The organism is Autumnicola lenta (assembly GCF_031846515.1).
Taxonomy (GTDB): domain Bacteria; phylum Bacteroidota; class Bacteroidia; order Flavobacteriales; family Flavobacteriaceae; genus Autumnicola; species Autumnicola lenta.
Genome location: NZ_JAVRHO010000018.1, coordinates 20670 through 44780 on the forward strand (window position 1 = coordinate 20670; position 24111 = coordinate 44780).

The 24111-nt window shown below is 38.2% G+C and carries 25 protein-coding genes; 9 read left to right on the forward strand and 16 right to left on the reverse strand.

From position 1 onward, the window contains the following. Positions 1-5: 5 nt before the first annotated feature. The 3 genes from RM545_RS12655 to nirB are packed head-to-tail and all read right to left on the reverse strand — an operon-like array spanning position 6 to position 3515. Entirely contained in the window at positions 6-596 is a 591-nt protein-coding gene (locus RM545_RS12655; RefSeq protein WP_311495647.1) for a DUF4202 domain-containing protein, read from the reverse strand. Between the two features lie 15 nt (positions 597-611). Beyond that, the gene (gene nirD / locus RM545_RS12660) at positions 612-992 is read right to left on the reverse strand and encodes a nitrite reductase small subunit NirD (protein WP_432264586.1); all 381 of its coding nucleotides are present in this window, start codon (positions 990-992) and stop codon (positions 612-614) included. 18 nt (positions 993-1010) lie between these two features. Continuing rightward, complete coding sequence (nirB, locus tag RM545_RS12665) at positions 1011-3515, reverse strand: nitrite reductase large subunit NirB (RefSeq protein WP_311495648.1); 2505 nt, start codon at positions 3513-3515, stop codon at positions 1011-1013. A gap of 282 nt (positions 3516-3797) precedes the next feature. Here nirB and RM545_RS12670 point away from each other — a divergent pair, with 282 nt between their 5' ends. Further along, on the forward strand, positions 3798-4994 hold the full coding sequence (locus tag RM545_RS12670) for a GAF domain-containing sensor histidine kinase (protein WP_311495649.1): 1197 nt from the start codon (positions 3798-3800) through the stop codon (positions 4992-4994). A gap of 7 nt (positions 4995-5001) precedes the next feature. Here the strand turns inward: RM545_RS12670 and RM545_RS12675 are convergent, their stop codons facing one another. Next, entirely contained in the window at positions 5002-5571 is a 570-nt protein-coding gene (locus RM545_RS12675; protein WP_311495650.1) for a hypothetical protein, read from the reverse strand. A gap of 177 nt (positions 5572-5748) precedes the next feature. Here RM545_RS12675 and RM545_RS12680 point away from each other — a divergent pair, with 177 nt between their 5' ends. Continuing rightward, complete coding sequence (locus RM545_RS12680) at positions 5749-6702, forward strand: aldo/keto reductase (protein WP_311495651.1); 954 nt, start codon at positions 5749-5751, stop codon at positions 6700-6702. Positions 6703-7170: 468 nt separating this feature from the next. Here the strand turns inward: RM545_RS12680 and hisS are convergent, their stop codons facing one another. Beyond that, positions 7171-8547 (reverse strand): histidine--tRNA ligase, encoded by a 1377-nt coding sequence (hisS, locus tag RM545_RS12685; RefSeq protein ID WP_311495652.1) that lies wholly within the window; start codon positions 8545-8547, stop codon positions 7171-7173. 172 nt (positions 8548-8719) lie between these two features. On the opposite strand from hisS, the gene RM545_RS12690 reads away from it, so the two are divergent. Next, complete coding sequence (locus tag RM545_RS12690) at positions 8720-9961, forward strand: ABC transporter permease (protein ID WP_311495653.1); 1242 nt, start codon at positions 8720-8722, stop codon at positions 9959-9961. A 188-nt stretch (positions 9962-10149) separates the two neighbouring features. On the opposite strand, the gene RM545_RS12695 is transcribed toward RM545_RS12690, so the two are convergent. The 4 genes from RM545_RS12695 to rpsF all read right to left on the reverse strand — a co-directional run bounded on the left by RM545_RS12695 (position 10150) and on the right by rpsF (position 11795). After that, entirely contained in the window at positions 10150-10623 is a 474-nt protein-coding gene (locus RM545_RS12695; RefSeq protein WP_311495654.1) for a DUF6495 family protein, read from the reverse strand. Between the two features lie 69 nt (positions 10624-10692). Continuing rightward, positions 10693-11142 carry a 50S ribosomal protein L9 gene (gene rplI, locus RM545_RS12700; protein WP_311495655.1) on the reverse strand — a complete coding sequence of 150 codons (450 nt, stop codon included), beginning with the start codon at positions 11140-11142 and terminating at the stop codon, positions 10693-10695. Between the two features lie 12 nt (positions 11143-11154). Beyond that, entirely contained in the window at positions 11155-11454 is a 300-nt protein-coding gene (gene rpsR, locus RM545_RS12705) for a 30S ribosomal protein S18 (RefSeq protein WP_311484368.1), read from the reverse strand. Between the two features lie 2 nt (positions 11455-11456). Then, on the reverse strand, positions 11457-11795 hold the full coding sequence (gene rpsF / locus RM545_RS12710; protein ID WP_311484367.1) for a 30S ribosomal protein S6: 339 nt from the start codon (positions 11793-11795) through the stop codon (positions 11457-11459). Positions 11796-11967: 172 nt separating this feature from the next. On the opposite strand from rpsF, the gene RM545_RS12715 reads away from it, so the two are divergent. Next, entirely contained in the window at positions 11968-12678 is a 711-nt protein-coding gene (locus RM545_RS12715; RefSeq protein ID WP_311495656.1) for a LytR/AlgR family response regulator transcription factor, read from the forward strand. A gap of 97 nt (positions 12679-12775) precedes the next feature. On the opposite strand, the gene priA is transcribed toward RM545_RS12715, so the two are convergent. The 5 genes from priA to nadC form a co-directional block, all read right to left on the reverse strand. Then, positions 12776-15229, reverse strand: coding sequence for a replication restart helicase PriA (priA, locus tag RM545_RS12720; RefSeq protein ID WP_311495657.1), 2454 nt, complete (start codon positions 15227-15229; stop codon positions 12776-12778). Positions 15230-15322: 93 nt separating this feature from the next. Beyond that, on the reverse strand, positions 15323-15757 hold the full coding sequence (locus RM545_RS12725; protein ID WP_311495658.1) for a DUF2147 domain-containing protein: 435 nt from the start codon (positions 15755-15757) through the stop codon (positions 15323-15325). 22 nt (positions 15758-15779) lie between these two features. Beyond that, entirely contained in the window at positions 15780-16340 is a 561-nt protein-coding gene (locus tag RM545_RS12730; RefSeq protein ID WP_311495659.1) for a chalcone isomerase family protein, read from the reverse strand. Between the two features lie 29 nt (positions 16341-16369). Beyond that, positions 16370-17290: a YihY/virulence factor BrkB family protein gene (locus RM545_RS12735; RefSeq protein ID WP_311495660.1), complete on the reverse strand. Its 921-nt coding sequence runs from the start codon at positions 17288-17290 to the stop codon at positions 16370-16372. Between the two features lie 4 nt (positions 17291-17294). Beyond that, positions 17295-18152: a carboxylating nicotinate-nucleotide diphosphorylase gene (gene nadC, locus RM545_RS12740; RefSeq protein ID WP_311495701.1), complete on the reverse strand. Its 858-nt coding sequence runs from the start codon at positions 18150-18152 to the stop codon at positions 17295-17297. Positions 18153-18203: 51 nt separating this feature from the next. On the opposite strand from nadC, the gene rlmH reads away from it, so the two are divergent. The 4 genes from rlmH to RM545_RS12760 all read left to right on the forward strand — a co-directional run bounded on the left by rlmH (position 18204) and on the right by RM545_RS12760 (position 21935). Continuing rightward, complete coding sequence (gene rlmH, locus RM545_RS12745) at positions 18204-18677, forward strand: 23S rRNA (pseudouridine(1915)-N(3))-methyltransferase RlmH (RefSeq protein ID WP_311495661.1); 474 nt, start codon at positions 18204-18206, stop codon at positions 18675-18677. A gap of 3 nt (positions 18678-18680) precedes the next feature. Next, on the forward strand, positions 18681-19253 hold the full coding sequence (locus RM545_RS12750) for a non-canonical purine NTP diphosphatase (protein ID WP_311495662.1): 573 nt from the start codon (positions 18681-18683) through the stop codon (positions 19251-19253). A gap of 67 nt (positions 19254-19320) precedes the next feature. Further along, positions 19321-21117, forward strand: coding sequence for a DEAD/DEAH box helicase (locus RM545_RS12755; protein WP_311495663.1), 1797 nt, complete (start codon positions 19321-19323; stop codon positions 21115-21117). Between the two features lie 65 nt (positions 21118-21182). After that, on the forward strand, positions 21183-21935 hold the full coding sequence (locus RM545_RS12760; protein WP_311495664.1) for a carboxypeptidase-like regulatory domain-containing protein: 753 nt from the start codon (positions 21183-21185) through the stop codon (positions 21933-21935). Positions 21936-21937: 2 nt separating this feature from the next. On the opposite strand, the gene RM545_RS12765 is transcribed toward RM545_RS12760, so the two are convergent. Both RM545_RS12765 and RM545_RS12770 read right to left on the reverse strand, forming a co-directional pair. After that, entirely contained in the window at positions 21938-22468 is a 531-nt protein-coding gene (locus RM545_RS12765) for an SRPBCC family protein (RefSeq protein ID WP_311495665.1), read from the reverse strand. A gap of 37 nt (positions 22469-22505) precedes the next feature. Beyond that, a complete protein-coding gene (locus tag RM545_RS12770) occupies positions 22506-23156 on the reverse strand; it encodes a TrmH family RNA methyltransferase (RefSeq protein WP_311495666.1) in 651 nt (216 codons plus the stop codon). 233 nt (positions 23157-23389) lie between these two features. Here RM545_RS12770 and RM545_RS12775 point away from each other — a divergent pair, with 233 nt between their 5' ends. Further along, positions 23390-24076, forward strand: coding sequence for an SIR2 family NAD-dependent protein deacylase (locus RM545_RS12775; protein WP_311495667.1), 687 nt, complete (start codon positions 23390-23392; stop codon positions 24074-24076). The last annotated feature ends 35 nt before the right edge of the window (positions 24077-24111 follow it).

The window sequence follows — 24111 nt, forward strand, 5'->3', positions numbered from 1 at the left end:
GTAAATTAAGAAAGAGCCCTTGTTACCAGAGCTGCGGTTTCGTCAGGAAGTGCTAACTTTAAAGCTTCCTCATGACCTTTTGTAGACATTTTTGCCCAGGTCTTTTTAATAATATCGACCATCTTATCATCCTTACTGTCGTCTTTAAGTTTCGCTTCAAAATCAGCTAAATAATACTCAAGAAACACAAGACAGATAACGTCTTCCAGAGTCTGACTTTCTTCGTCTTTCTTGATCTTTTTCTTCTGAACCAAAAAAGAAACCCTGTCTATAAAATCCTGATTGTAACCTACTTCTTCAAGAATTTCCCCAGTAATTGAGGCGTGCTTTTTTTTAAGATCATTCCGCCAGTTTAGATATCCTATTCGTGTCATGGGATACTCGTCCCGCGGAGTTTGCCAGCGACAAATATGTTGAGCTCTTGCCGCAATCTGAAGCTCCTCTGAAGCTCCCGGTTCAAACTCCAGGAGTTGCTTTGTCATTCTTTCAGAATACAAAAGTTCTTTGGGATATGTTTTTCCCTCATAAACTTCTGTATGTGGGTCTTTGGAATTTTTTTTATCTATGCGCTCTATAGCCTCATCAAATTTGCTCATATGTTTCCCGGAATTTTAATCTGAGAATCCAATATAAACATTTTCCTCTTCAATTTTCACAGGATATACAGCAATTTTAAATTCATCACCATTTAGGTTAGATCCATCCTCCAGGGAAAATGTTTTTTTGTGCAATGGACAGGCAACTTTCGGGGTGCCTTTTGCATCTCCAATCATTCCGCGGGATAAAACCATCTCTAATTTGTGCGGACAAAGATTTTGACATGCATACCATTTGGATCTTCGGGAGAAATTGAAAACGGCAATTTGTTTCATACCATATTTTACACATCCACCGCCATCCTCAGGAAAGTCTGAAGTTTTTCCAGCATGAAACCAGTTTTTAACTTCTGCTTCATTTACGGTTTTATAGTTCTGAATTAAATTATCTATCATATCTTAAGATTTAATCGCCTACCAGGCTTTTGGCATTTTTTGATCACGCATAGGTACAAACTCCAGGTTGTCATCGGAATCCTCTGAATTCACGAAGTGTTTAAACCTTTTCATCATTTCGGGATTTTCAATAGCTTCCTTCCACTCACAGGCATAGTTATCTACCAGTTCCTGCATTTCCTTTTCGAGCTCTTCAGCTATACCAAGAGAGTCTTCAATAACCACTTCTTTAAGATAATCTATTCCGCCGTCAAGTTTTTCCAGCCAGGGAGCGGTTCTCATAAGTGGCGGCGCAGTACGAATGTAGTACATAAGGAATCGGTCCAGATATTTTATACAGGTTTCATCATCCAGTTGCTCTGCTAAAAGGATAGCGTGTTTTGGAGTTGCACCGCCATTACCGCAGACGTATAAATTCCAACCGCTTTCTACTGCAATAATTCCGAAATCTTTTCCCCGGGCTTCTGCACATTCTCTAATGCACCCGGAAACGCCTCCTTTTAGTTTGTGTGGAGATCGTAATCCTTTGTATCGTTCTTCTATTCTTATGGCGTAACTCACGCTTTCGTGCATTCCATATCTGCACCAGCTGGATCCAACACAACTTTTTACAGTTCTAAGGGATTTACCATATGCATGTCCGCTTTCAAATCCTGCGTCTATTAATTCTTTCCAGATGTGCGGTAGTTGATGCAGCTCTGCTCCAAAAAGATCAATGCGTTGTCCTCCTGTAATCTTAGAATATAAATCATATTTTTTTGCAACAGCACCCAAAACCATCAGTTTTTCGGGAGTAATTTCTCCTCCGGGAACCCGTGGCACTACAGAGTACGTTCCATTTCGCTGAATGTTGGCCAGAAACCTGTCATTAGAATCCTGAATGGTCACCTGCCTGTTGGCCGTTTCCATATAAATGCTCGCAAAAATAGAAGAAAGAGCAGGTTTACAAATTTCACAACCGTCCCCTTTTCCGAAGAGATTGAGTGCCTCATTATAATCCTTGATTTTATTGATCTTGATAAGGTCGTAAAGCTCCTGCCTGCTAAACTGAAAATGTTCGCAAAGGACTTCCTTTACCTCTTTTCCCATTGCTTTTAGAGAGCCGTTTACCAGGTCCACCACCATGGGCTTACAACCGCCGCAACCTGTGGTAGCTTTGCTTGACTTAATCACATCGGCCAGATCGCTACACTCACCACTTTCTATAGACTTACAAATAGCACCTTTGGTAACACTTTCACAAGAGCAAATTTGTGCAGAATCGGGAAAATCCATAGCACTGCCGACAGCACCACTACCATCTTTGGATGGGATAATTAAATCTTCAGGATTTTTTGGGAGTTTCATGCCGTTTATAAAAATCTGAAACAGATTATTATAATCTGAAGAGTCACCTATAAGAATCCCTCCAAGTAATTTATCGCCTTCTTTACTTATATTAATTCGCTTGTAAATACCAGAACGTTTATTTTCATAAACAATCGTAGCGACATCATCATTATCTATAAAAGGATCTCCAAAACTGGCAACCTCTGTTCCTATAAGTTTCAATTGCGTAGACATATCGATAACATCTACCATCAATTTGTCGCCTCCGGTAATCTGCTCAACAGCTACCTGGGCCATATCATAACCGGGAGCCACGAGGCCGTAGACTCCTGCATTATACAGCGCAACTTCCCCTATAGCATAAATGTTTTCTTCTGAAGTTCTCATTCTGTTATCGACCCAGATTCCTCCTTTATTTCCGGTCTTAATTCCGGCTTTTACAGCAAGTTCATCACGAGGTCGAATTCCTGCAGAAATAATCAGCATATCTGTTGGAAGGGAAGTACCATCAGAAAAATCCATCCGTTCCACTCCGTCCTCTCCAACAATTTCTATAGTAGCTTTTTCCAGATGTACACCTATACCCATGCTCTGGATTTTTGCCTTTAGCATTTCACTTGCAGATTTATCCAGTTGCCGTGGCATAAGCCGGGGAGCAAATTCTATGACATCCGTTTTTAAGCCAAGTTCCTTAGCTGCATTTGCAGCTTCCAGTCCTAACAGTCCACCACCGAGTACGGCTGCTTTATTTTTTCCCTGCTCCTTAATTTTTGAAGCATAGGCCTTCATAGCATCCAGGTCTTCTATAGTTCTATAAACAAAAACACCAGGCTTATCTGAGCCCTCCACGGGAGGAACAAAAGGATAAGATCCCGTTGCCAGAACAAGATAGTCGTAATCAAATACATGATTTTTATACGTAACTACCTGCTTCTGCCCGGGATTAATTTCACTAATCAATTCTGATGTACGTAACTCTATATTATTTTCACTGTACCAGCTCAAAGGAGCTAATAGAAGATCATCTGGTGACTCATTAGAAAAATATTCACTTAGGTGAACCCTATCATATGCTGAACGTGGTTCTTCCCCAAAGACCGTTACCTCGAATTCCTCCCGCTTATGACTGGCCATTAATTTTTCACAAAATTTATATCCAACCATACCATTTCCAACAACTATAATTTTTTTCATATCTAAGTATTTACAAAACAAATATAGATAAAAATACTTAGTACCTATACTTAGTTTGTGAAATTATCAGTTAAATCCTATAATCGTAATTTATGGTGCGATAATAAATAGAAAAGACATTCAGGCATATGGAAAATTGTAAATCTTTAATTTTAACTAAAAATATTCAGTGCTAGAAAATAATAATACTGTATGTACTCATTCATTGTAGCAACAGTACCTTATGCATATAATTTTTATTTATTATTTTAGCATCAACTATTCTAAATACTTACCATTTTTATGGGTTCTATAACTGAGAAGCCACATGAATTTCAGGCTGATATCGACGCGGTAAACCGCATTTCTATTGTTCCATCTATTCTTGACGTAATATGCCAGACAACCGGTATGGGGTTTGCCGTAATTGCCCGGGTAACCGAGGATCGATGGCTGGCCTGTAGCACTAAAGATGAACTTTCTTTCGGATTAAAGGCAGGTGACGAATTAAAAATTGAAACCACTTTTTGCCACGAGGTACGGCAGAGTTACAAACCGGTCGTCATAGACCACGTAGATGAAGACGACACCTTCTGTAATCATCCAACTCCATCACTATATGGCTTCCAGAGTTATATTTCAATTCCTATATATAAGAAGGACAAATCTTTTTTCGGAACCTTATGCGCCCTGGATCCTAAACCTGCTAAGGTAAATAACTCCAAGATTATAGAAATGTTTAAGCTGTTCGCAGATCTACTTTCTTTCCATCTAGATGCTGTGGAAAATCTTGAACAAAAAACTGCCGAACTCAAAGAAGAACGCGAAGTTGCTGAATTACGGGAAAAATTTATTGCAATTTTAGGACATGATCTTCGAAATCCGTTAGGGACAATCAGAATGTGTTCAGATCTTCTATTACATCTTTCCACAGATGAAAAAGCACTAAAGTACGCATCCACCATAAAATCTACCTCCTACCGCATGCAGGCCTTAATAGACAACATGCTGGATTTTGCACGTGGACATTTAGGAGATGGTATTAAATTAACAAAAGTAAAAGACTGCGATTCGCTCAAAAATACACTAGAGCAGGTACTGGTAGAAATTGCTGCCGTGGCACCAGATCAGGAAATAAAGTCCACCATAGATTTAAAAAAATCCTTTTTATGTGATGAAGACCGTATAGCACAGTTATTTTCAAATTTGCTGGGCAATGCTATAAAACATGGTGATGATAATCAGCCTGTAGAAGTAAAGGCATATAATGAAAATGGCTATTTTAAGCTTGCCGTAAGCAATGCAGGAGATAAAATCGCCCCGGAAGTAAAAAAGCATCTGTTTGATCCTTTCTACAGGCAAGACTCCAAATCCAGTAGTGGCGGTCTGGGCCTTGGACTTTACATTTCCTCAGAAATTGCCAAAGCTCATGGAGGAGAAATTCTTGTAGATTCTACAGAAGAGAAAACCACTTTTACATTTATTATGCCTTGTAATTAAAAACCGATTATTCCTCTGATTCTTCAGCAGGTATGGTGGCATCCCGGTTGACATAAGCCGAGACAGAGCGTATAATATTATTGGCTATTGAGTTTATCTGTTCCTGTGCCTCTTTATTAAAAGAACGGGTTTTTCCATCGTTGTCGAAAAATGACCATTCATTAGGGTCTCCTTCAAGAGCAAAAGTAGGCGCATCTGGACTACTTACTTCCACAAGACCAATATCGTAACGAATCTCCTGATCTCTTAACCGGAAGCCAACATCCATCATCACATCCCATTGGTAGATTTCCCCATTATCTTCCAGGACAATTCCCTGAGGTACAAACATCCGGAACTCTAAATATTCATAAGGAACATCCCTCACAAGGGCTTCTTCATAATTATCTATGGTATATTTTGCCCATAGAAAAATAGATTCATGCAAATCTGAATCTGTTTTCCCGCTATATTCACGAATTACCGACTGCGTAAACCCTTCAGGAGTAATGGAGAATTTATCTCCGGTATTTGTGATTTGAGAAACTGAAATAAATGGGACTAATAATAAGGTTAAACCTGCTATTAAGTTTTTCATTTTTAACTGTTTTTGAATTCCTTTCAAGATAACAAAAACTCCGGCAGATCTATTTTAAAAAAATCTCAAGAAGTATCTCCGAAGTGCAAAATCAGGTTAAAAATTTGCTAATTATCGTGATCATACTTGCTTTACCTTAAAGAGTTGTTATTTTAAAATGCACAAAAAATTAGTCTCATGAAATACAAAATGCTCGGAAATACAGATCTTAGAACTGCTCCCATCGTCTTTGGCGGAAACGTGTTTGGTTGGACGCTGGATGAAAAAAAATCATTTAAGATGCTGGACGAACTTTTAGAAAAAGGGCTAACAACTATAGATACAGCAGATGTTTATTCCCGTTGGGCAGAAGGAAATGATGGAGGAGAATCTGAGCGTATTATAGGCAAATGGATGAAGGAGCGCGGTGTACGCGATAAGATAAACCTTGCCACCAAGGTTGGCTCAAGTATGCAGCAGGGAGGAGACAAAGACATCTCCCGCTCTCATATTTTAAAAGCTTCAGAAGATTCTCTAAAGCGCCTGCAGACCGATTATATTGACCTATACTACACACATTGGGATGATAATAAAACCCCGGTAGAAGAAACTCTGGAAACCTATCAGCAATTGATAAAAGAGGGAAAGGTGAGATACATAGGAGCTTCCAATCTCTCTCCGGAAAGACTTCAGGCTTCTTTAGATGCTGCTAAAAATGAGAACCTGCCCAAATATGAAGTTTTTCAACCGGAATACAGTCTGATGGAAAGAGGAAAATTTGAAGGAAAAATCAGAGATATTTGTAAAGAGAACAACTTATCAGTTTTAAGCTATTTCTCACTGGCAAGTGGATTTCTCACGGGGAAATATCAGAATAAAGAAGACATTAAAGGCAAAGAAAGGGAAATGTTTCTTAAAGACTATTTCGATGAGAGAGGCAAAATTGTTCTGAAAGTAATTCATGAAATTTCTAATGAGCACATGGTTTCTGAAGCTGCCATAGCACTGGCCTGGCTTATAGAAAGACCCGGCATAACTGCTCCTATTGCCAGCGCTACAAAGAAATCCCACTTAAAAGCTTTTTTCGAGGCTATGGATATAAATTTATCTGAAGAGCAAATGCAACGGCTGAATAATGCAAGTGCATATTAAGGTTTCAAGTTTGGAGTTTGGAGTTCGGAGTTCGGAGTTCGGAGTTCGGAGTTCGGAGTTTAAAAAAAATAAAAACTTTATATTGCTCCCCTCCTTAAAAAAGGGGGTGGCCGTAGGACAATTGATTCTCTCATTAGCAATCCTGTAGCCCGATAATTAACATTTTGGAGGATCCCATTTCAGCAACAAGCTTTATGCTCCCCTACTTAAAAAAGGGGGTGGCCGTAGGCCGAGTGCTTCTCTCATTAGCATTCCTGTAGGCCGATAATTGACATTTTTGAGGACACCCTTGCAGCAACAAGCTTTATGCTCCCCTACTTAAAAAAGGGGGTGGCCGTAAGCCGAGTGCTTCTCTCATTAGCATTCCTGTAGGCCGATAATTAACATTTTGGAGGATCCCATTGCAGCAACAAGCTTTATGCTCCCCTCCTTTTTTAAGGAGGGGTGGCCGTAGGCCGGGGTGGTAAATTATTGCGCAGCAAGTATTACCTTCAATTCTTCCGCGTTTACTGTTCGCTGTTCCCCGGATTTCATATTCTTGAGGGTAAATTTTTCCTGAGCCATTTCTTCTTCTCCTGCCAATACCACAAACGGGATATTCCGTTTATTGGCATGGTTCATTTGTTTCTTCATTTTAGCCGAATCGGGAAAAAGTTCTGCAGTCACGTCTTCTTCACGGAGTTTTCGCACAGCTTTAAGGGCATATAGAGCTTCTTTTTCACCAAAATTGATGAAAAGTACTCTCGTGTTTTCAGTAACGGTTGGAGGAAAGAGATCCAGCTCTTCCAGAACAAGAAAAATCCTGTCCAAGCCGAAGGAAATTCCAACGCCGCTCATATTTTTTAGTCCGAATATTCCGGTAAGGTCGTCATAACGGCCGCCGCCGCCAATAGATCCCATTTTCACTTCCTGTGGCGCACCAACTTCAAAAATTGCCCCGGTGTAATAATTAAGGCCACGTGCCAGCGTGACATCAAGGTCGATAATTGCCGTTTTAAGGGGCATGCTTAAAATTGCCTTCTGAATAAATTCCAGCTCTTCAATTCCCGCTTTTCCAATTTCTGAAGTAGCCAGAATCTGCCTTAAAACCTCGATTTTTTCTGAAAAATCACCTTTTAAACTAAAAATTGGCTGAATTTTCTCCAGGGCAGCCTCAGAAATCCCTTTTTCGAGCATTTCTTTCTTTACACCTTCCTCCCCCACCTTGTCGAGCTTGTCCAAAGCAACTGTAAAATCTATTAATTTGTCTTTTTCACCAATAACTTCAGCAAAACCAGACAAAATTTTACGATTGTTGATTTTTATGGTTACTCCTTGCAGGTTAAGTGCGGCAAAAACAGCATCGTAAAGCTGTACAAATTCTACTTCCTGCCATAAACTGTCACTCCCAACCACATCTGCATCGCACTGAAAGAATTCTCTAAACCTTCCTTTTTGCGGCCTGTCTGCTCTCCAAACCGGCTGAATCTGATACCTTTTAAAAGGAAATTCTATCTCATTTTGATGTTGTACCACATAACGCGCAAAAGGAACGGTAAGGTCGTAACGCAGGGCTTTTTCACTGATTGAAGAGGTTATTTGAAGACTGTTCTTTTCCGAATAAGCCTTTTCGTCTGCCTTCCGAAGAAAATCTCCGGAATTCAGAATTTTAAAAATGAGCCTGTCCCCTTCTTCGCCATACTTTCCCATAAGCGTATCAGAATTTTCAAAACTCGGGGTTTCTATAGGCTGAAATCCAAATTTTTTGAACTGATCCTGAATTTTTTCTATAATATAATTCCGCTTTGCCACCTCTGCCGGTGAAAAATCTCTTGTGCCTTTTGGAATAGAAGGTTTTTGTGCCATAAAAAATAATGACGGCTCATGCCGCTGTTTTAATTTGGTTATCTTAGACTGATGCATCAGCCTAACAGGAGTGCAAATATCTTAATTTTTGTACGAACCTGAACAAATTTTAAATTTTAAGTAACATTACCCAATTTTCATAGTCTAACCTTTAAGTTCGAAATAATTTTACATGTTTTCACTATTAAAAGAAAATATACGCATCGCCATAACCTCTATTAGGAGTCAAGCCCTGAGAACCATCCTGACGGTACTTATTATTGCTATTGGAATTACTGCCTTGGTAGGAATTTTAAGTGCTGTTGCAGCTTTAGAGAACACCATAGGGAACAATTTCGCATCTATGGGGGCTAATACCTTTAATATTCAGCGTTACGATCTTACTTTTCAGAGAAGCGGCGGTGGTGAAAGGCAAAAGGTGAATCCTGTGATTACTTACCAGGAAGTAAAAAAGTTCGAAGAAAATTTTGCCTATCCTTTTTCCCAGACCGCAGTTTCTTTTACCGGAACCAATGCTGCGGAAATAAAACATGCCAATGAAAAAACAGATCCTGAAGTGGCTGTGATAGGTGCAAACGAAAATTTTCTCGACAACTCCGGACTTAAAGTTGAAGAAGGGCGGGATTTCAACGTATTTGATCTTCAGAACAATAATAATGTTGCCATATTGGGTGCCGACTTTAAAGAAGGTTTGTTTAATGGCCAAAATCCGGTAGATAAAATTATCAGTGTTCGGGGAGCAAAATTCCGGGTCATAGGCATTTTAGAATCCAAAGGTTCTACTTTCGGGAATAATCAGGATTTACGGGTAATTATTCCAATACAGCAGGCACGCTCACTTTTTACACAGCCACATATTAACTATAATGTGAGTGTAAAAGTTAATAATAAGGAATATCTGGAAGGTGCGCAGAGTGAAGCAATTATCACCTTCAGAAATATAAGAAAACTGAATCCTGTGGAGGATAATAATTTCGGAATCCAGCGCAGTGATGACCTTATAAACCGAATTCTTTCTATTACAGAATATCTGAATTATGCGGCCTGGGGAATATCTATAATCACGATCTTCGGATCTTCAATTGCACTTATGAACATTATGTTGGTTTCTGTTACCGAAAGAACCCGCGAAATTGGGGTAAGGAAAGCTCTTGGAGCTAAAAAAGGCACAATTGCAGGTCAGTTTTTTATCGAAACTCTTTTAATTGGTCAGCTGGGTGGAATTCTTGGAATTTTACTCGGAATTCTAATTGGCTACGGAGTGGCAACATTTGCAGAATTTGACTTTACGACTCCGTGGGTAGCGATCATCTGGGCAACAGCAATTACTATTGTAGTGGCGATCCTTGCCGGAAGTTTCCCTGCTATAAAAGCTGCAAAACAGGATCCTATTGAATCGTTGAGATATGAGTAGCGGGAGTAGGCTGTAGTTTGGAGTTCGGAGTTTGGAGTTTGTAGTTTGGAGTTTGTAGTTTGTAGTTTGTAGTTTGTAGTTTGTAGTTTGTAGTTTGTAGTTTGTAGGAAAATATGAAAGCAATTTAGAAGCCAAAAATTTCAGCTCTTTACTTTTAAACTTTTAACCTTAAACTTTCAAACTTTTTTTTACTCCTGCACCACCTCTTCAAAATACCGGTACAAATCACCTTTAGTAATATTTGCTCCCTGCCGAATAAGGGCGAAAATATCTTTATTCCGGTCGTCGCTCATAGCTTTTGTTGAAGTATAAATAGTTACAGAATCGTCCATGAGGTTACTGCGCAACCAATTGTAACCGGTCTTGGAAGTTATATCTATTTCCTGACTGTCGACTTTAACCGCAATGAGGTTAATTGTAGCGGCAGTAATATGAAACATGAACATCTGGTTGGGAGAAAAATGTTCAAGATATTCTACTTTATTTAAAACTCCTTCCCAGATAAGATCACTAAAAAGATCAAGTTCTTTTTCGGCTACTTCAGGTTTATTTACTGTTATATCTTTCCACTCTTCCGCAGTAATAGATTGCGTAGCCAGGAAATTAATAAACTCCTGGTGCATTTCTTCAAATTGCTCTTTTGTAAGTCTGTTATACTTCATAATAACATTTTCTGAAAAAAGAAAAGCCTACCCAAAAATGAGCAGGCTTAAAATTATAAGTAAGATGAATTAAGATTCACCTACCACATCGAAGGTAAAGTTTGAAATAACTTCACGGTGAAAACGCAACGTTGCTTCGTACTGTCCCAAACGCTTGATGTTTCCACCTGCAATGTTAATGTATTTTCTATCAATGCTTACTCCTTCTTTAGAAAGAGCCTCAGCTAAATCTGCATCTGTAATAGAACCAAACAATTTGTCTCCAGCTCCTGATTTTGCAGTAAGCTTTATCTCGATATTGTTAAGTTTTTCAGCCTGAGCTTTAGCTTCATCTATATTCTTCTGTTCCTTGTAAGCTCTTTGCTTAAGAGTCTCAGCCAATACCTTTCTGGTTGACGGAGTTGCAAGTTCAGCATAACCCTGAGGAATTAAAAAATTTCTGCCGTAACCGTTTTTTACGTTTACAACGTCATCTTTAAAACCTAATTTATCTACGTCTTTCTTAAGTATCAATTCCATAATTGCCTCTTTTTATTTTAATAAATCACCAACATATGGCATTAACGCTAAGTGACGGGCGCGCTTTACCGCAACAGCCACTTTTCTCTGGTATTTTAGAGAAGTACCTGTCAATCGACGAGGTAATAATTTTCCCTGATCGTTTACCAAGCCCATAAGAAAATCAGGATCTTTATAGTCGATATATTTAATACCAGACCTTTTAAACCTACAATATTTCTTTGCTTTGGTAGTCTCTATATTAAGAGGAGTAAGATATCTTATCTCTCCGTCTTTTTTTCCTTTCGCTTGTTGTTCAATAGATGTAGCCATACTTACGCTTTTTCCTGGATTCGTGATCTTCTTTTGTCTGCCCAAGCTGCAGCATGCTTATCCAACCTTACAGTTAAATAACGCATCATACGCTCGTCTCTTCTAAATGCCAACTCCAACGGCTCAATAGCCTCTCCCGGAGCTTCAAAATCAAACAGGTGGTAAAAACCACTTTTTTTGTGTTGGATTGCATAAGCTAATTTTTTTAGCCCCCAATCTTCTTTGGCTATCATCTTGGCACCTTTAGAAACAAGAAATTCTTCATATTTCTTAACTGTTTCCTTTATCTGATCATCAGATAAAACGGGATTCAAGATGAAAACAGTTTCATAACGATTCATAAATATTTGTTTTAATTAAATTGGCTGCAAAAATAGAACTAATATTTATATTTACAAAACCTTATTAAAAAGGATAAAAACTCATTTTTTAACGATGAAAATTAACTTTGTCTTTGTATTTGACGAATTTAATGATTAATATTGTTAATACCTAACCTATCCTAATTACAGCGTGGAAGAAATACTACTCAAATGTGCAGTCGTAGATGATTCGAGTTTGCAGCGTTTATCCATTGTCAAACTCATTAAGGATCATCCTCACCTAAAGCTGGTGGCCGAATATAATAATGCCATCGAGACTAAGAATGGACTGCTGGATAACGAAACCGACCTTATTTTTTTGGATATTGAAATGCCAATCCTTTCGGGATTCGAACTTCTGGACGACCTCCCTAACAAACCACAAATCATCTTTGTTACAGGAAAAACAAAGTATGCCTTTAAAGCCTTTGATTATGATGCGGTGGACTATATACACAAACCGGTTAATAAGGAGCGCTTTAATAACGCGGTAAGTAAAGCTATTAATCTTTTTAAGCTTAAACACCAGAACGTAACACCGGAAGATGAAGATTTTATCTTTGTAAAAAGTAATCTCAAAAACCGGAAAGTTTACCTTAACAGTCTTAAGTATATACAGGCTCTGGGAGATTATGTGAAATTTATAACTGAAAAAGATAATTTCGTTGTTCTGGCCACCATGAAGTCTTTTGAGAAGCAGTTACCCAGCGATCGTTTTTTGCGTATCCATAAGTCCTATATTGTTAACCTTGAAAAAATAGAAAGGTACAATAGCAAAAATATTGAAATTGATAAGCAGAAATTACCTCTTAGCAGGCACAAGAAAAATAACCTTGTAGAGGCTCTAAGTGCTATTCAATAAAATAAATAACAGGACCTCCCTACAGGTTCTGATTTTTATTTACCTCAACATATCTCCTCTCCTTTACCAATAAATCCATAACGGCTTCAGATAGTTTTTAAACGGGATCAACATTAATTACCACTTTTACACTTTTAAAAGCCCCAATAGCTTTAAAACTGTTCATAATTTTATGCACAACCGTTTTTGTCTTCCCCAAAGACTGCTGCTGCGGAATTTTAAGTAAAATATTTTTATAATACTCATTTCGAATTCTGGCTACCGGAGGAAATTCAGGTCCCAACACATATGGATCGAAGACATTACTCAATGATTTAGCCAGCCAGTCGCCGGCATCATTTGTCCTGGAATAATCCCGGCTTTTTAGTGTAAATCTTATAAGCCTGAAAAACGGCGGATATTGATAATTATAGCGCTCTTCCAATTGATCTTTATACATCCCGGAATAATTATTGGCCGAAACCTGCTGAATTATCTGGTGATATGGATTATAGCTCTGAATTAGTACTTTTCCTCTTTTCTTTGTTCTTCCCGCTCTTCCTGCTACCTGCAGCATAAGCTGAAAGCTGCGTTCATGCGCACGGAAGTCGGGGAAATTTAACAAGTTATCTGCATTCATAATTCCTACAAGGCTTACGTGCCTGAAGTCCAAACCTTTCGTAAGCATTTGTGTTCCCACCAGAATATCGATTTCCTGTTGTTCAAAAGAGTTGATAATTTTTTCATATCCGTATTTCCCACGAGTAGTATCCTGGTCCATTCTGCCAATTGCATGATTAGGAAAAAGAGATTTTAATTCTGTTTCTATTTGCTCAGTTCCAAATCCCTTTGTCGAAATATCATTGCTATCACAAGCCATACATTTTTGTTGCATCGCAATATGATAACCGCAATAATGACATCTAAGCTGGTTATTGTGACTATGGTAAGTAAGGCTAACATCGCAATTTGGGCATTGCGGGGAATGTCCACAGGTATTACACTCCAGGATGGGAGAGAATCCGCGCCTGTTTTGGAAAAGAATCACCTGCTCTTCTTCTTTTAATGCAACTCTTATTTCCTCCAGCAGCCGGTCAGAAAAATGACCTGTCATTAATTTCTTTTTGTGTTTCGTCTTTATATCTACAATTTCAATTTCCGGAAGAAGCACATCACCATAGCGACGGTTAAGTTCTACAAGACCATATTTATGATGCTGTGCATTAAAATAAGATTCTAAAGAAGGAGTTGCAGATCCCAAAATTATATTAGCCTTAAAGAAATTTGCCAAAACTACGGCCACGTCACGGGCATGATACCTTGGAGCAGGATCAAACTGCTTAAATGTTCCTTCATGTTCTTCGTCCACCACAACAAGCCCTAAATCTGAAAAAGGAAGAAAAATTGCAGATCGTGCCCCTATTACTATTTGACCCTTTTTATCATTCGCCAGAACATGCCGGTATACTTCAACACGTTCATTCATGGAGTATTTACTATGGAAAACGAGTACCTGTTCTCCAAAATAGCTCTGCAGCCTTTGGATAAGCTGAGTGGTAAGGGCAATTTCCGGCAGCAGATACAAAGCCTGCTTTCCTTCTTTTAATGTTTCCTGAATTAACCGAATATAAATTTCCGTTTTTCCTGAAGAGGTAATGCCATGAAGAAGGCAAACCTCATCTTTCTGAAAATTCTCCTTTATATCACGAAATGCTTTCTCCTGGTATTCATTGAACACAAGATCTGAATTTGGTGCATCTCCGGAATAAGTGTTCCTATCGGTTTCCAAAAAGTATTCTTCTAGAAATCCTTTATCCAGTAAACTCTTAAGAATAGCTGCTGAAGAATTGCTTTTCTGAAGTAAATGTTTCGCCTTAACAGGTTTTACACTCTGCGCCTTTAAACTGAAGAAATTCAGAACAATCTCCCTTTGTTTTGGAGCCCTCTCCAGCTCATCCAGTAATTTGTGCATTGCTGCCTCTCCGGAATGAGCTTCAGCCATTCGCACAAATCTTACCTTTTTTGGCTTGTACTGCTCATATACTTCCTGATTCAGTGCTACTATTCCTTTTTCCACAAGCCTGTTTATCACCGGCAGCGCATTTTTTCTATCCAGTAGCTGGGTGATTTCCTGTACTTTCAATGAAGACTGCCTGTGCAGTGCTTCTATTATAAGATATTCTTCATCATCCAGCTCTAAGTCGTCAGAATCGAGATTAGTTATTAATTTTACTATACTTTCGCTTTCCAGCAAAAAAGCTCCCGGTACTGCAGCACGCAAAACGTCTCCTTCTGCACACATATAATAAGCAGAGATCCATTTCCAGAGTTTGAGCTGATGTTCTGTAATTATAGCTTGCTTGTCGAGAATCTGATGTATAGGTTTGGCCTCGTAAACTCCTGGAGGGTTTTGATGAATATCGGCTACTATTCCTGTGTAGACCTTAGATTTACCAAAAGGAACAGTAACTCTCATCCCCCTCATAAGGTATTCAGCTTCATATTTATCAACTAAATACGTAAAGCGTTTATCCAGTGGGAGTGGTAATATGACATCTATAAAAAACGGCATAGATATTATTTTTTTCTTGTTTGATCTCCTGATCGTAAAATTAAAAAACCATTCCTGTCAAAGAAATGGTCTTTTAAAATTCGTTTCACAGCTCTATTCCAGTCTATCCCAAACTTTTGTTTTATAGAAGAAGGCTATGTACCCCCGAACATATAATTTGTCAGGATTCTCGGGATCGAGCCAGATTTTGCATCTATATTCTTTTCCGGATTTGGGATCTATGACTACCCCATCTTCGTAACCATCATCTGCTCGTTCCAGGCCACGCATTATTACCAAACCTTCCAGAGGACGGTTATGCAACGCACCTTCACATGCAGTACATTTTCTATCCCTGTCCTCCTCTTTCATTATTCTTTCAATCCTTCCAAAAACCTCATCATCCTGTTCGTAAACTTCAATAACAGAATTTACTTTGCCGTCTTCGTTCCGGTTCTCCCATTTACCAAAAACCGTCTGAGCCTGAAGTGAGGTAAACCAATATAGTCCCAGAACAAAAAAAACTGATAAATAAAACTTGGTTGTCATTTCACTGATGTAATTAAATTTATTATTTCCCCAGCATAGATTCTTTTAGATCATCATCTGCCGGTTGATCTGCCAACCAAATTCCGAACAGAGCTTTTTTAAAATCCATTCCCTCTATTACCCCTTTTTTTTGTCCATTTTTAACTAACACAACACCTTTGCCAGGGGTATGAATAATATCAAAAACATCATCTTTTTTTATTTCTTCCTTTAAAAATCCAATTACTTTTTCTATTTCAGATGCAATGGGATCTGTATTTCCATTGGTTGATTTTTCAAACCCTTCTTCAATTGCATTAATCATTTTCTCACTGCTCACCATTTTAGATACGATGTGCAATTTAATAGCCATAGGTTCGTTTGCCGCCATGATTTTACTGGCATCAGAAGATTTTGACTTCAGGTACAAGCCGGCAGCATAAAGATCTATCCAGAATTTTTCTCTTATCCCTGCTCCATTGAGAATAAGGTTTTGATCTTCAACAGTTAGTGTGTTAGGCAAAGTAGCATCTCCAACAGTCGTTTGGGCGAATGCCAGATTTATACTGCATAAAACAAGCGTAAGAGTTATAAATTTTTTCATGATTTAGGTTTTATTAATTCGAAAGTTATTCAATTTTTCCTTTTCATTTTTATTAATGATGCATTTAATTCGAATCCTAATAACAATACGTTAGAATTCAACCAGATATATACCATTAATATTAAAAGCGCCCCAATTGAACCATAAAGCTCATTATATGATGAGAAATTTTCTATGTACAACCCAAATAAATAGGTGGTAATCATGATAAGGACTGTAGTAAAGATAGCTCCTATAGAAAAAAATCTTGCCTGGCGAGCCTCTTTAGTTCCAAAGTAATAAAGGGTTGCCACGGCTACGTATATTAAGAGTACAAAAGCTGTATACTTTACAAAACCTGCTCCTTCTCCATTACGTTCCACAAGACCCAGGTCATAAAGATCATCAACAGCATAAGTAAGGTAAACAGTGAGTATGATGGTTATAAACAACAACAATGCCATGATAAAAGATACCCCTATCGCGACGAGATACTGTCTTACTATAGATCTATTTCTTTCTGTATGATATGAGAATTCAAATCCTGTGAAAATCGCATTTATTCCGTTGGTCATCAAAAAAATCGAAAGAATAAAGGAAAGCGATAACAAACCCCCTCTCTGATTATCGGCAATATCATACAGGATTTTATCGAAATACTCTACTGTATTTGGAGGCAGTAAATCGAGCATAAATGTGAGAAACTGCAATTGAAAATCGTCAATAAAATTGATATATGGAACGAGGTTTAAAATAAAAAGAAGAAAAGGAAAAAGGGCCATAAAAAAACTAAAAGCAATCGCACTTGCCCGGGTAGAAAAGGTTCCTTTAACTATTCCTCCGGAATAGAGAATCCATAAATCATAAAGCGTTAAACCTTCGGAACCCGGAATTTTTACATTCCTGGTTTTACTCTCCCCCCAATTGGAAAGGTCTTCCAGTTTAGATTTAAACGCTTTTTTTAAAGCCATCTTTTTAAATAGCTTTTAAGCTAAGGTCCATATTATGAACTGAATGTGTCAAAGATCCACTAGAGATATAATCCACACCACAATCAGCATATTTAGCTGCGGTTTCCAGAGTAATTCCACCACTGGATTCTGTGAGACACTTGCCGTCAATCAGTCCAATTGCTTTTCTGGTATCCTCATAATTAAAATTATCAATTAAAATTCTGTAAACCCCTTCAGACCTCAAAATTTCTTTTATCTCATCCAAATTCCGGGCTTCTACAATAATCTTGAGGTCCAGATTCTTTTCTTTTAGGTATTTTTTAGTTTTATCAATTGCTTTTGTGATTCCCCCAGCAAAATCGATATGATTATCTTTAAGCATGATCATATCATAAAGCGCAAAACGATGATTCTCGCCACCTCCAATTTTTACTGCCCATTTTTCCAGTGCCCTAATCCCTGGTGTCGTTTTTCGGGTATCCAGAATTTGGGTGTTGCTTCCTCTAAGTCTATCAGCAAATTCTGCAGTTTTCGATGCAATAGCGCTCATGCGCTGCATACCATTTAGGACCAGACGCTCTGCCTTTAAAATAGACCGGGAACTACCTTCAACATAAAAAACTATATCGCGCCTTTTTACTCTTTCTCCATCCTTAATCTGCACATCCATAATAAGATCTGGATCCACGGCTTTAAATACCCGGCGGGCAAAATCTACACCAGCGATGACACCCTCATCCTTTACCAGTAATTTTGCTTTTCCTTTTGCACTCTCAGGAATACATGCAAGGGAACTGTGATCGCCATCTCCCACATCTTCCCGAACTGCATTGGAAATTATTAGTTCAATTTCTTTTTCAAATTGTGCGGCTGAGATCATTTTCAATACTTATTTTTGTAAATGTAGCAAAGTCTGCGCTAAATCTACAGAATGACTATAAAATTACTTTGCATAGGAAAGACCGATAACAAGCAGCTTCAGCAGTTAATTGAAGTTTACTTTAAGCGCCTTCAGTTTTATAACAAATTTGAAATGGAGATTATACCAGATCTTAAAAAAGTCAAGAATCTGGATGAGAATCAGCAGAAAGTAAAGGAAGGAGAACAAATTCTTTCCAAAGTTCAAAACTCCGATTTTCTCGTACTATTGGACGAAAACGGAAAACAATTTTCTTCAGAAGCTTTTTCAGAATATATTCAAAAGCGCCTGAACAGTGGCTTAAAACAGCTCATTTTTGTAATAGGCGGCCCTTACGGTTTTTCTGAAGCAGTTTACCAAAGAGCAAATTCGAAAATATCATTATCTAAAATGACGTTTTCACACCAAATGGTACGGCTCTTTTTTACCGAACAGGTCTATCGGGCTTTTACTATTCTTAGAAATGAACCTTATCACCACAAATAATATATGAAACTAGTTTTTGCCACTCATAACCGGAATAAATTAAAAGAAATAAACGCATTACTCCCTGACAGTATCACGCTTCTTTCCCTTGATGATATCGATTGCTTAGAAGATATTCCTGAAACTGCCGATACCATAGAAGGTAATGCTTTGTTAAAGGCACAATATGTAAAAAAGAATTACGGCTACGATTGTTTTGCAGATGACACGGGCTTAGAAGTGGAAGCTCTTTCGGGAGAACCGGGCGTATATTCTGCCCGTTATGCCGGCGAAGAAAAAGACGATGAAGCAAATATTCAGAAATTACTAGCTAACTTAAAGGACAAGCAAAACAGAAGAGCGCAATTTAAAACTGTTATTGCTCTTAGCCTGAATAATAACGAAGAACTCTTTACCGGAATCTGCGCAGGAAGTATATTAAAGGAGCAACGAGGTACCAATGGCTTTGGTTATGATCCTGTTTTTAAGCCTGAAGGCGAGGAACTTAGCTTTGCTGAAATGGAAATGAACAAAAAAGCCGCAATAAGTCATCGTGGCAAAGCATTTGGCAAGTTAATTTCTTTTTTAAAGGAATAAGCAAAAAGATATAATGCTCAAAGCTGCAAACTATTACGTACCTTTGCAACTTATTTTAAAAAGATACATGAATAAATTCGAACAATTAGGTTTAAATTCCTCTATTTTAAAAGCTGTTGAAGATATGGGCTTTGAAAGCCCAAGTGAAGTACAAGAAAAAGCTATACCAATTTTACTGCAGGACGATACTGACATGGTCGCCCTGGCTCAAACAGGAACGGGAAAAACAGCGGCCTTTGGTTTTCCGCTAATTCAAAAGATCAATGCAGATGCAAGGCATACACAGGCACTAATACTTTCGCCTACACGTGAACTATGCCTACAGATCACAAATGAGATTAAAAATTATTCCAAATACGAGAAGTCTATAAATGCTGTCGCTATCTATGGTGGTGCCAGTATTACAGACCAGGCACGACAGATCGAACGTGGAGCACAGATTATTGTAGCTACACCAGGAAGAATGCAGGATATGATCAACAGAAAACTTGTTGACATTTCCAGGATAGAATATTGCGTTCTTGACGAGGCCGATGAAATGCTCAATATGGGCTTTTTTGAAGATATTACTGCAATTTTATCCCATACCCCAAAAGAAAAAAATACCTGGCTATTTTCGGCGACAATGCCTAAAGAAGTCGCTACGATAGCCAAAAAGTTTATGCGTTCCCCTGTAGAAATTACGGTTGGAACAAAAAATATGGGAGCTACTAACGTTTCTCATGAATATTATCTGGTAAATTCCCGCGATAGATATGCTGCTTTAAAGCGTCTTGCCGATGCCAATCCAGATATATTTTCAGTTATTTTTTGCCGTACCAAGAGAGATACCCAAAAAGTAGCTGAAAGATTAATTGAAGATGGATATAGTGCTGCCGCTCTACATGGCGATTTGAGCCAGAACCAGAGAGACCTGGTAATGAAAAGTTTTAGAAGCAGACAAATCCAGATGCTTGTAGCTACAGATGTTGCCGCGAGGGGAATTGATGTTGATGATATCACACACGTAATTAATTATCAGTTACCAGACGAAATTGAAACTTACACGCACAGGAGTGGTAGAACCGGTAGAGCCGGAAAGAGCGGTGTTTCTATGGTTATTATTTCCAAAAGCGAACTTAGAAAGATAAAAAGTATTGAACGGATCATTGGCCAGTCTTTTGAGCAAAAAGATATTCCTGACGGGATGGAAATTTGCCGCGTTCAGCTATTCCATCTTGCGAATGATATAAAAGACACAAAAATAAACCACGAAATTGATCCTTATTTACCAAGCATTACAGAGGTTCTTCAGGATTTCTCTAAAGAAGAATTAATTAAAAAGGTTTTTTCTGTTGAGTTTACAAGATTCTTTAACTACTATAAAAATGCTCCCGATCTTAGCTCTAAGAACTCAGGAGGAGTAGCTTCTTCAGATACTAACTCCACACGTTATTTTATTAATGTAGGTTCTAAAGACGATTTTGATTGGATGAGTCTTAAGGATTTCCTTAAAGCTACTTTAGATCTTGGAAGAGATGATGTTTACAAGGTAGATGTTAAAGAGAGTTTTTCATTCTTCAACACCGATGCTGCACATACAGATAAGGTACTGGAGACATTCAATGAATTTAAACACGACGGCAGACATGTAAATGTTGAAGTAACTAAAGATTCCGGCAAAGGAAACCGCGGAGGTGGCGGTGGTGGAAAAAGGAATTTTTCAGACAAAAAGAAGCGGTCTTTTAAATCCAATTCAGATGGAGGATCTCGCAGAAGATCTGGTGGAGATGATGATTCTAAAGGAAGAAGCAGAGGAAAGAAAGCAGGTAGCCGAAACAAGAATATTGAAAGTTCTATAAAAAGAAGACGTTCTAAGAAATAATTTCAGATAAAAAGAAATCTGGCATTATTTTTTATAGGTATTTCATATTTTAGGCCCCAATCGTGATGAAAAAGAACTTTCTAGTCTTAATTCTATTATTCTTAGGCTACTGTGGTTTTGCACAGGATATGGTTAGTGGTGTGGTTATGAATGCTGCCGACGACAGGCCTATAGAAAGGGTTCATATCGTAAACCTTAATCAGGTAAAAGGAACTATAACCAACGAGGAAGGTGAGTTTGAACTGCAGGCTACTGTTAATGATACTTTATACTTTTCCTATCTGGGATTTAGATCAATAAAAGTGAGAGTCACGAATGACTGGCTTAAGTTTGGCAATGTAAAAGTAAAAATGACCGAACTGGGAATAGCTTTGGAAGAAGTAGTTCTTAGTCCGGTTACGCTTACCGGGTACTTAGAGATTGATGCCAAAAACATTCCTATTTACGAGAATTACAGGTACAGTATTTCTGGTCTAAATACAGGATACGAAGGGGGAGATAATTCTCCCAATGCTGTCACCCGGGTTCTCGGGTCCATTTTTAATCCTGCTGATGTGCTTCATAATATATTCGGGAAACGTCCCAAGCAGATGCGGAAACTAAGACAGATGAAGGAAGAAGATGAAATAAGAAAGCTTCTTCAGAATAAATACGACCGTGAAACCCTTACCGCAATTCTTCAGGTAGAAAAATCAGAAATAAATGAAATCCTGCTAAGATGCAACTATTCAAAAGATTTTATGAAAACAGCCAATGACCTGCAAATACTTGATGCAATAAGTGGGTGTTACGAAGAGTTTAAAGTTCTCCAAAGGTAGATTTAATGTCTCTCAAGAATCTCCTTAAGATTCTTTAAACCTTCCTCAATATTTTTTGAAAGTAGCCGGTCCACACCGTAAAATAGGCTGATTATTGTTAATGGAAAGGGTATATACCCTCTTACTCCCCAAACCATTTTAGTTTTTTCCGGCTCTAATTCTTTTACACCAATATACGTGAGTGCATTAAGCTTAAAAGGCTTTATAAAAAGTATTTTTGTCTCTATCACCTTGCCCTGACGTACTTTTACAATTCTTTGAATCCCCTCACCAACTTTGCTGTTACCTTTCCAATAGAAGGAAGCTTCAGGCTTACCATCTATTCCCTTATATTTCAGACAAGCTTCAGTATCTCTATTAAACCAAGGCATCCATTGAGGCTGCTTACGCAATTGACGTACGACACCGAAGACTTCTTCCCGGGACCTGTTGATAACAATCGTTCGACTTAAATCATATTCCTTTTTTGCCCATGCGTGCAGGAAGGCAAAAAAAGTTATGATGGCAATTATTATATAAAAAAATAAGGTCATCGAAAACTTTAATAAGTTTGAAAAGTTACTAATAAATTTATGATCTCAGGAAATCTTCTTTTAATTTGTCTGAATTCTTCAGGCTTTTTTCAGCCCATGCCAAATGTAAATCAAATTTCTCCTCCTCAGTTAGCTGCCAACTGTAAGAACTTGTTTTTAATCGGGAAATGACGGATTGTAAAATAACGGCCGCAGAAACGGAAATATTTAAACTTTCTGTAAATCCGTACATCGGTATCTTCACTGTGGCATCTGCACTTCTAATAAATTCACTTGATAACCCATTTTTCTCTGTACCAAAGAACAGAGCGGCAGGTGACGAAATATCAAAATCCTGAAGTAAATCTGCATCTTCATGAGGACTGGTCGCAACAATTCTGTATCCCTTTTTCCGCAACTGAGCGATGCAGCTATCTGTTGAGTTATACCTATTCACATCTACCCATTTCTGTGCACCCATAGCAATTTCCTTATCGATTCTTCTCGGGTTCCTTTCTTCAATAACATGAATATTTTGTACTCCAAAAACATCACAACTTCTTAAAACAGCACTGGTATTATGAAGTTGAGAAACATCCTGGGTGGCAACCGTAAAGTAATTGGTTCTCTCTGAAAGCACTTTAGCAAATAGCATTCTTCTTCTTGGAGTAAGGAAGTTTAACAGGTGATTTAGTAGTTCTTGAGCCATGGGACATAAAATTAAAAAATACATTTAAATAATTGCTCTCCGGGTAATAATAATTCTTTACGTTAAAACTGGCATTTTTTATAGTCTTTGATCGGGGGAGCAGGATTGTGAATGAAACCTGCAAAATCTAGTCCTGTCTTTAAGCCAAGAGTACTAAACCTACTGGTGGGAAAAAATATTTGACTATCTTTTGCTATTTAATAATGATCAACCAAATTTAGAATAATTATCCAATGAAAAATATTGTTGTTCTAACCGGTGCAGGAATTAGCGCAGAAAGCGGAATTAAAACCTTTCGTGATGCTGACGGACTTTGGGAAGGGCATGATGTCATGGAAGTAGCCTCTCCTGCCGGATGGCACAATAACATGGAACTGGTACTGGATTTCTACAACAAACGCAGAAAACAACTCCTGCAAGTAGAGCCCAATGCTGCCCATTATGCTCTGGCTGAACTTCAGGACGTCTTTAATGTGAAAATAATCACACAAAATATTGATGATTTGCACGAACGTGCAGGAAGTAAGAACGTAACCCACTTGCATGGTGAATTACTGAAGGTAAGAAGTACTTTTGATGAAGATCTTGTAATGGACTGGAAAAAAGATCTCTCTGTAGGAGACTTTTGTGAACATCATCACCAGCTAAGACCGCACGTTGTCTGGTTTGGGGAAGCTGTACCCATGTTTCTAAAAGCTTCTCAAATCTGTTCTGAAGCACATATCCTGTTGATAATCGGGACTTCTATGCAAGTCTATCCCGCTGCAGGTCTCATTGATTTTGCTCCGGAAGATATACCAGTCTATTTTATAGATCCTAAGCCTAACATATCAAGTTCTGAAAACCTAAATATAATTCCTGAAAAAGCTTCAGTTGGTGTCCCACGCTTAGTAGATGAACTCACTAAAAAGAAAAGATGAAAACCTGAAAAAATAGCATAAGATGAACTAAAAAA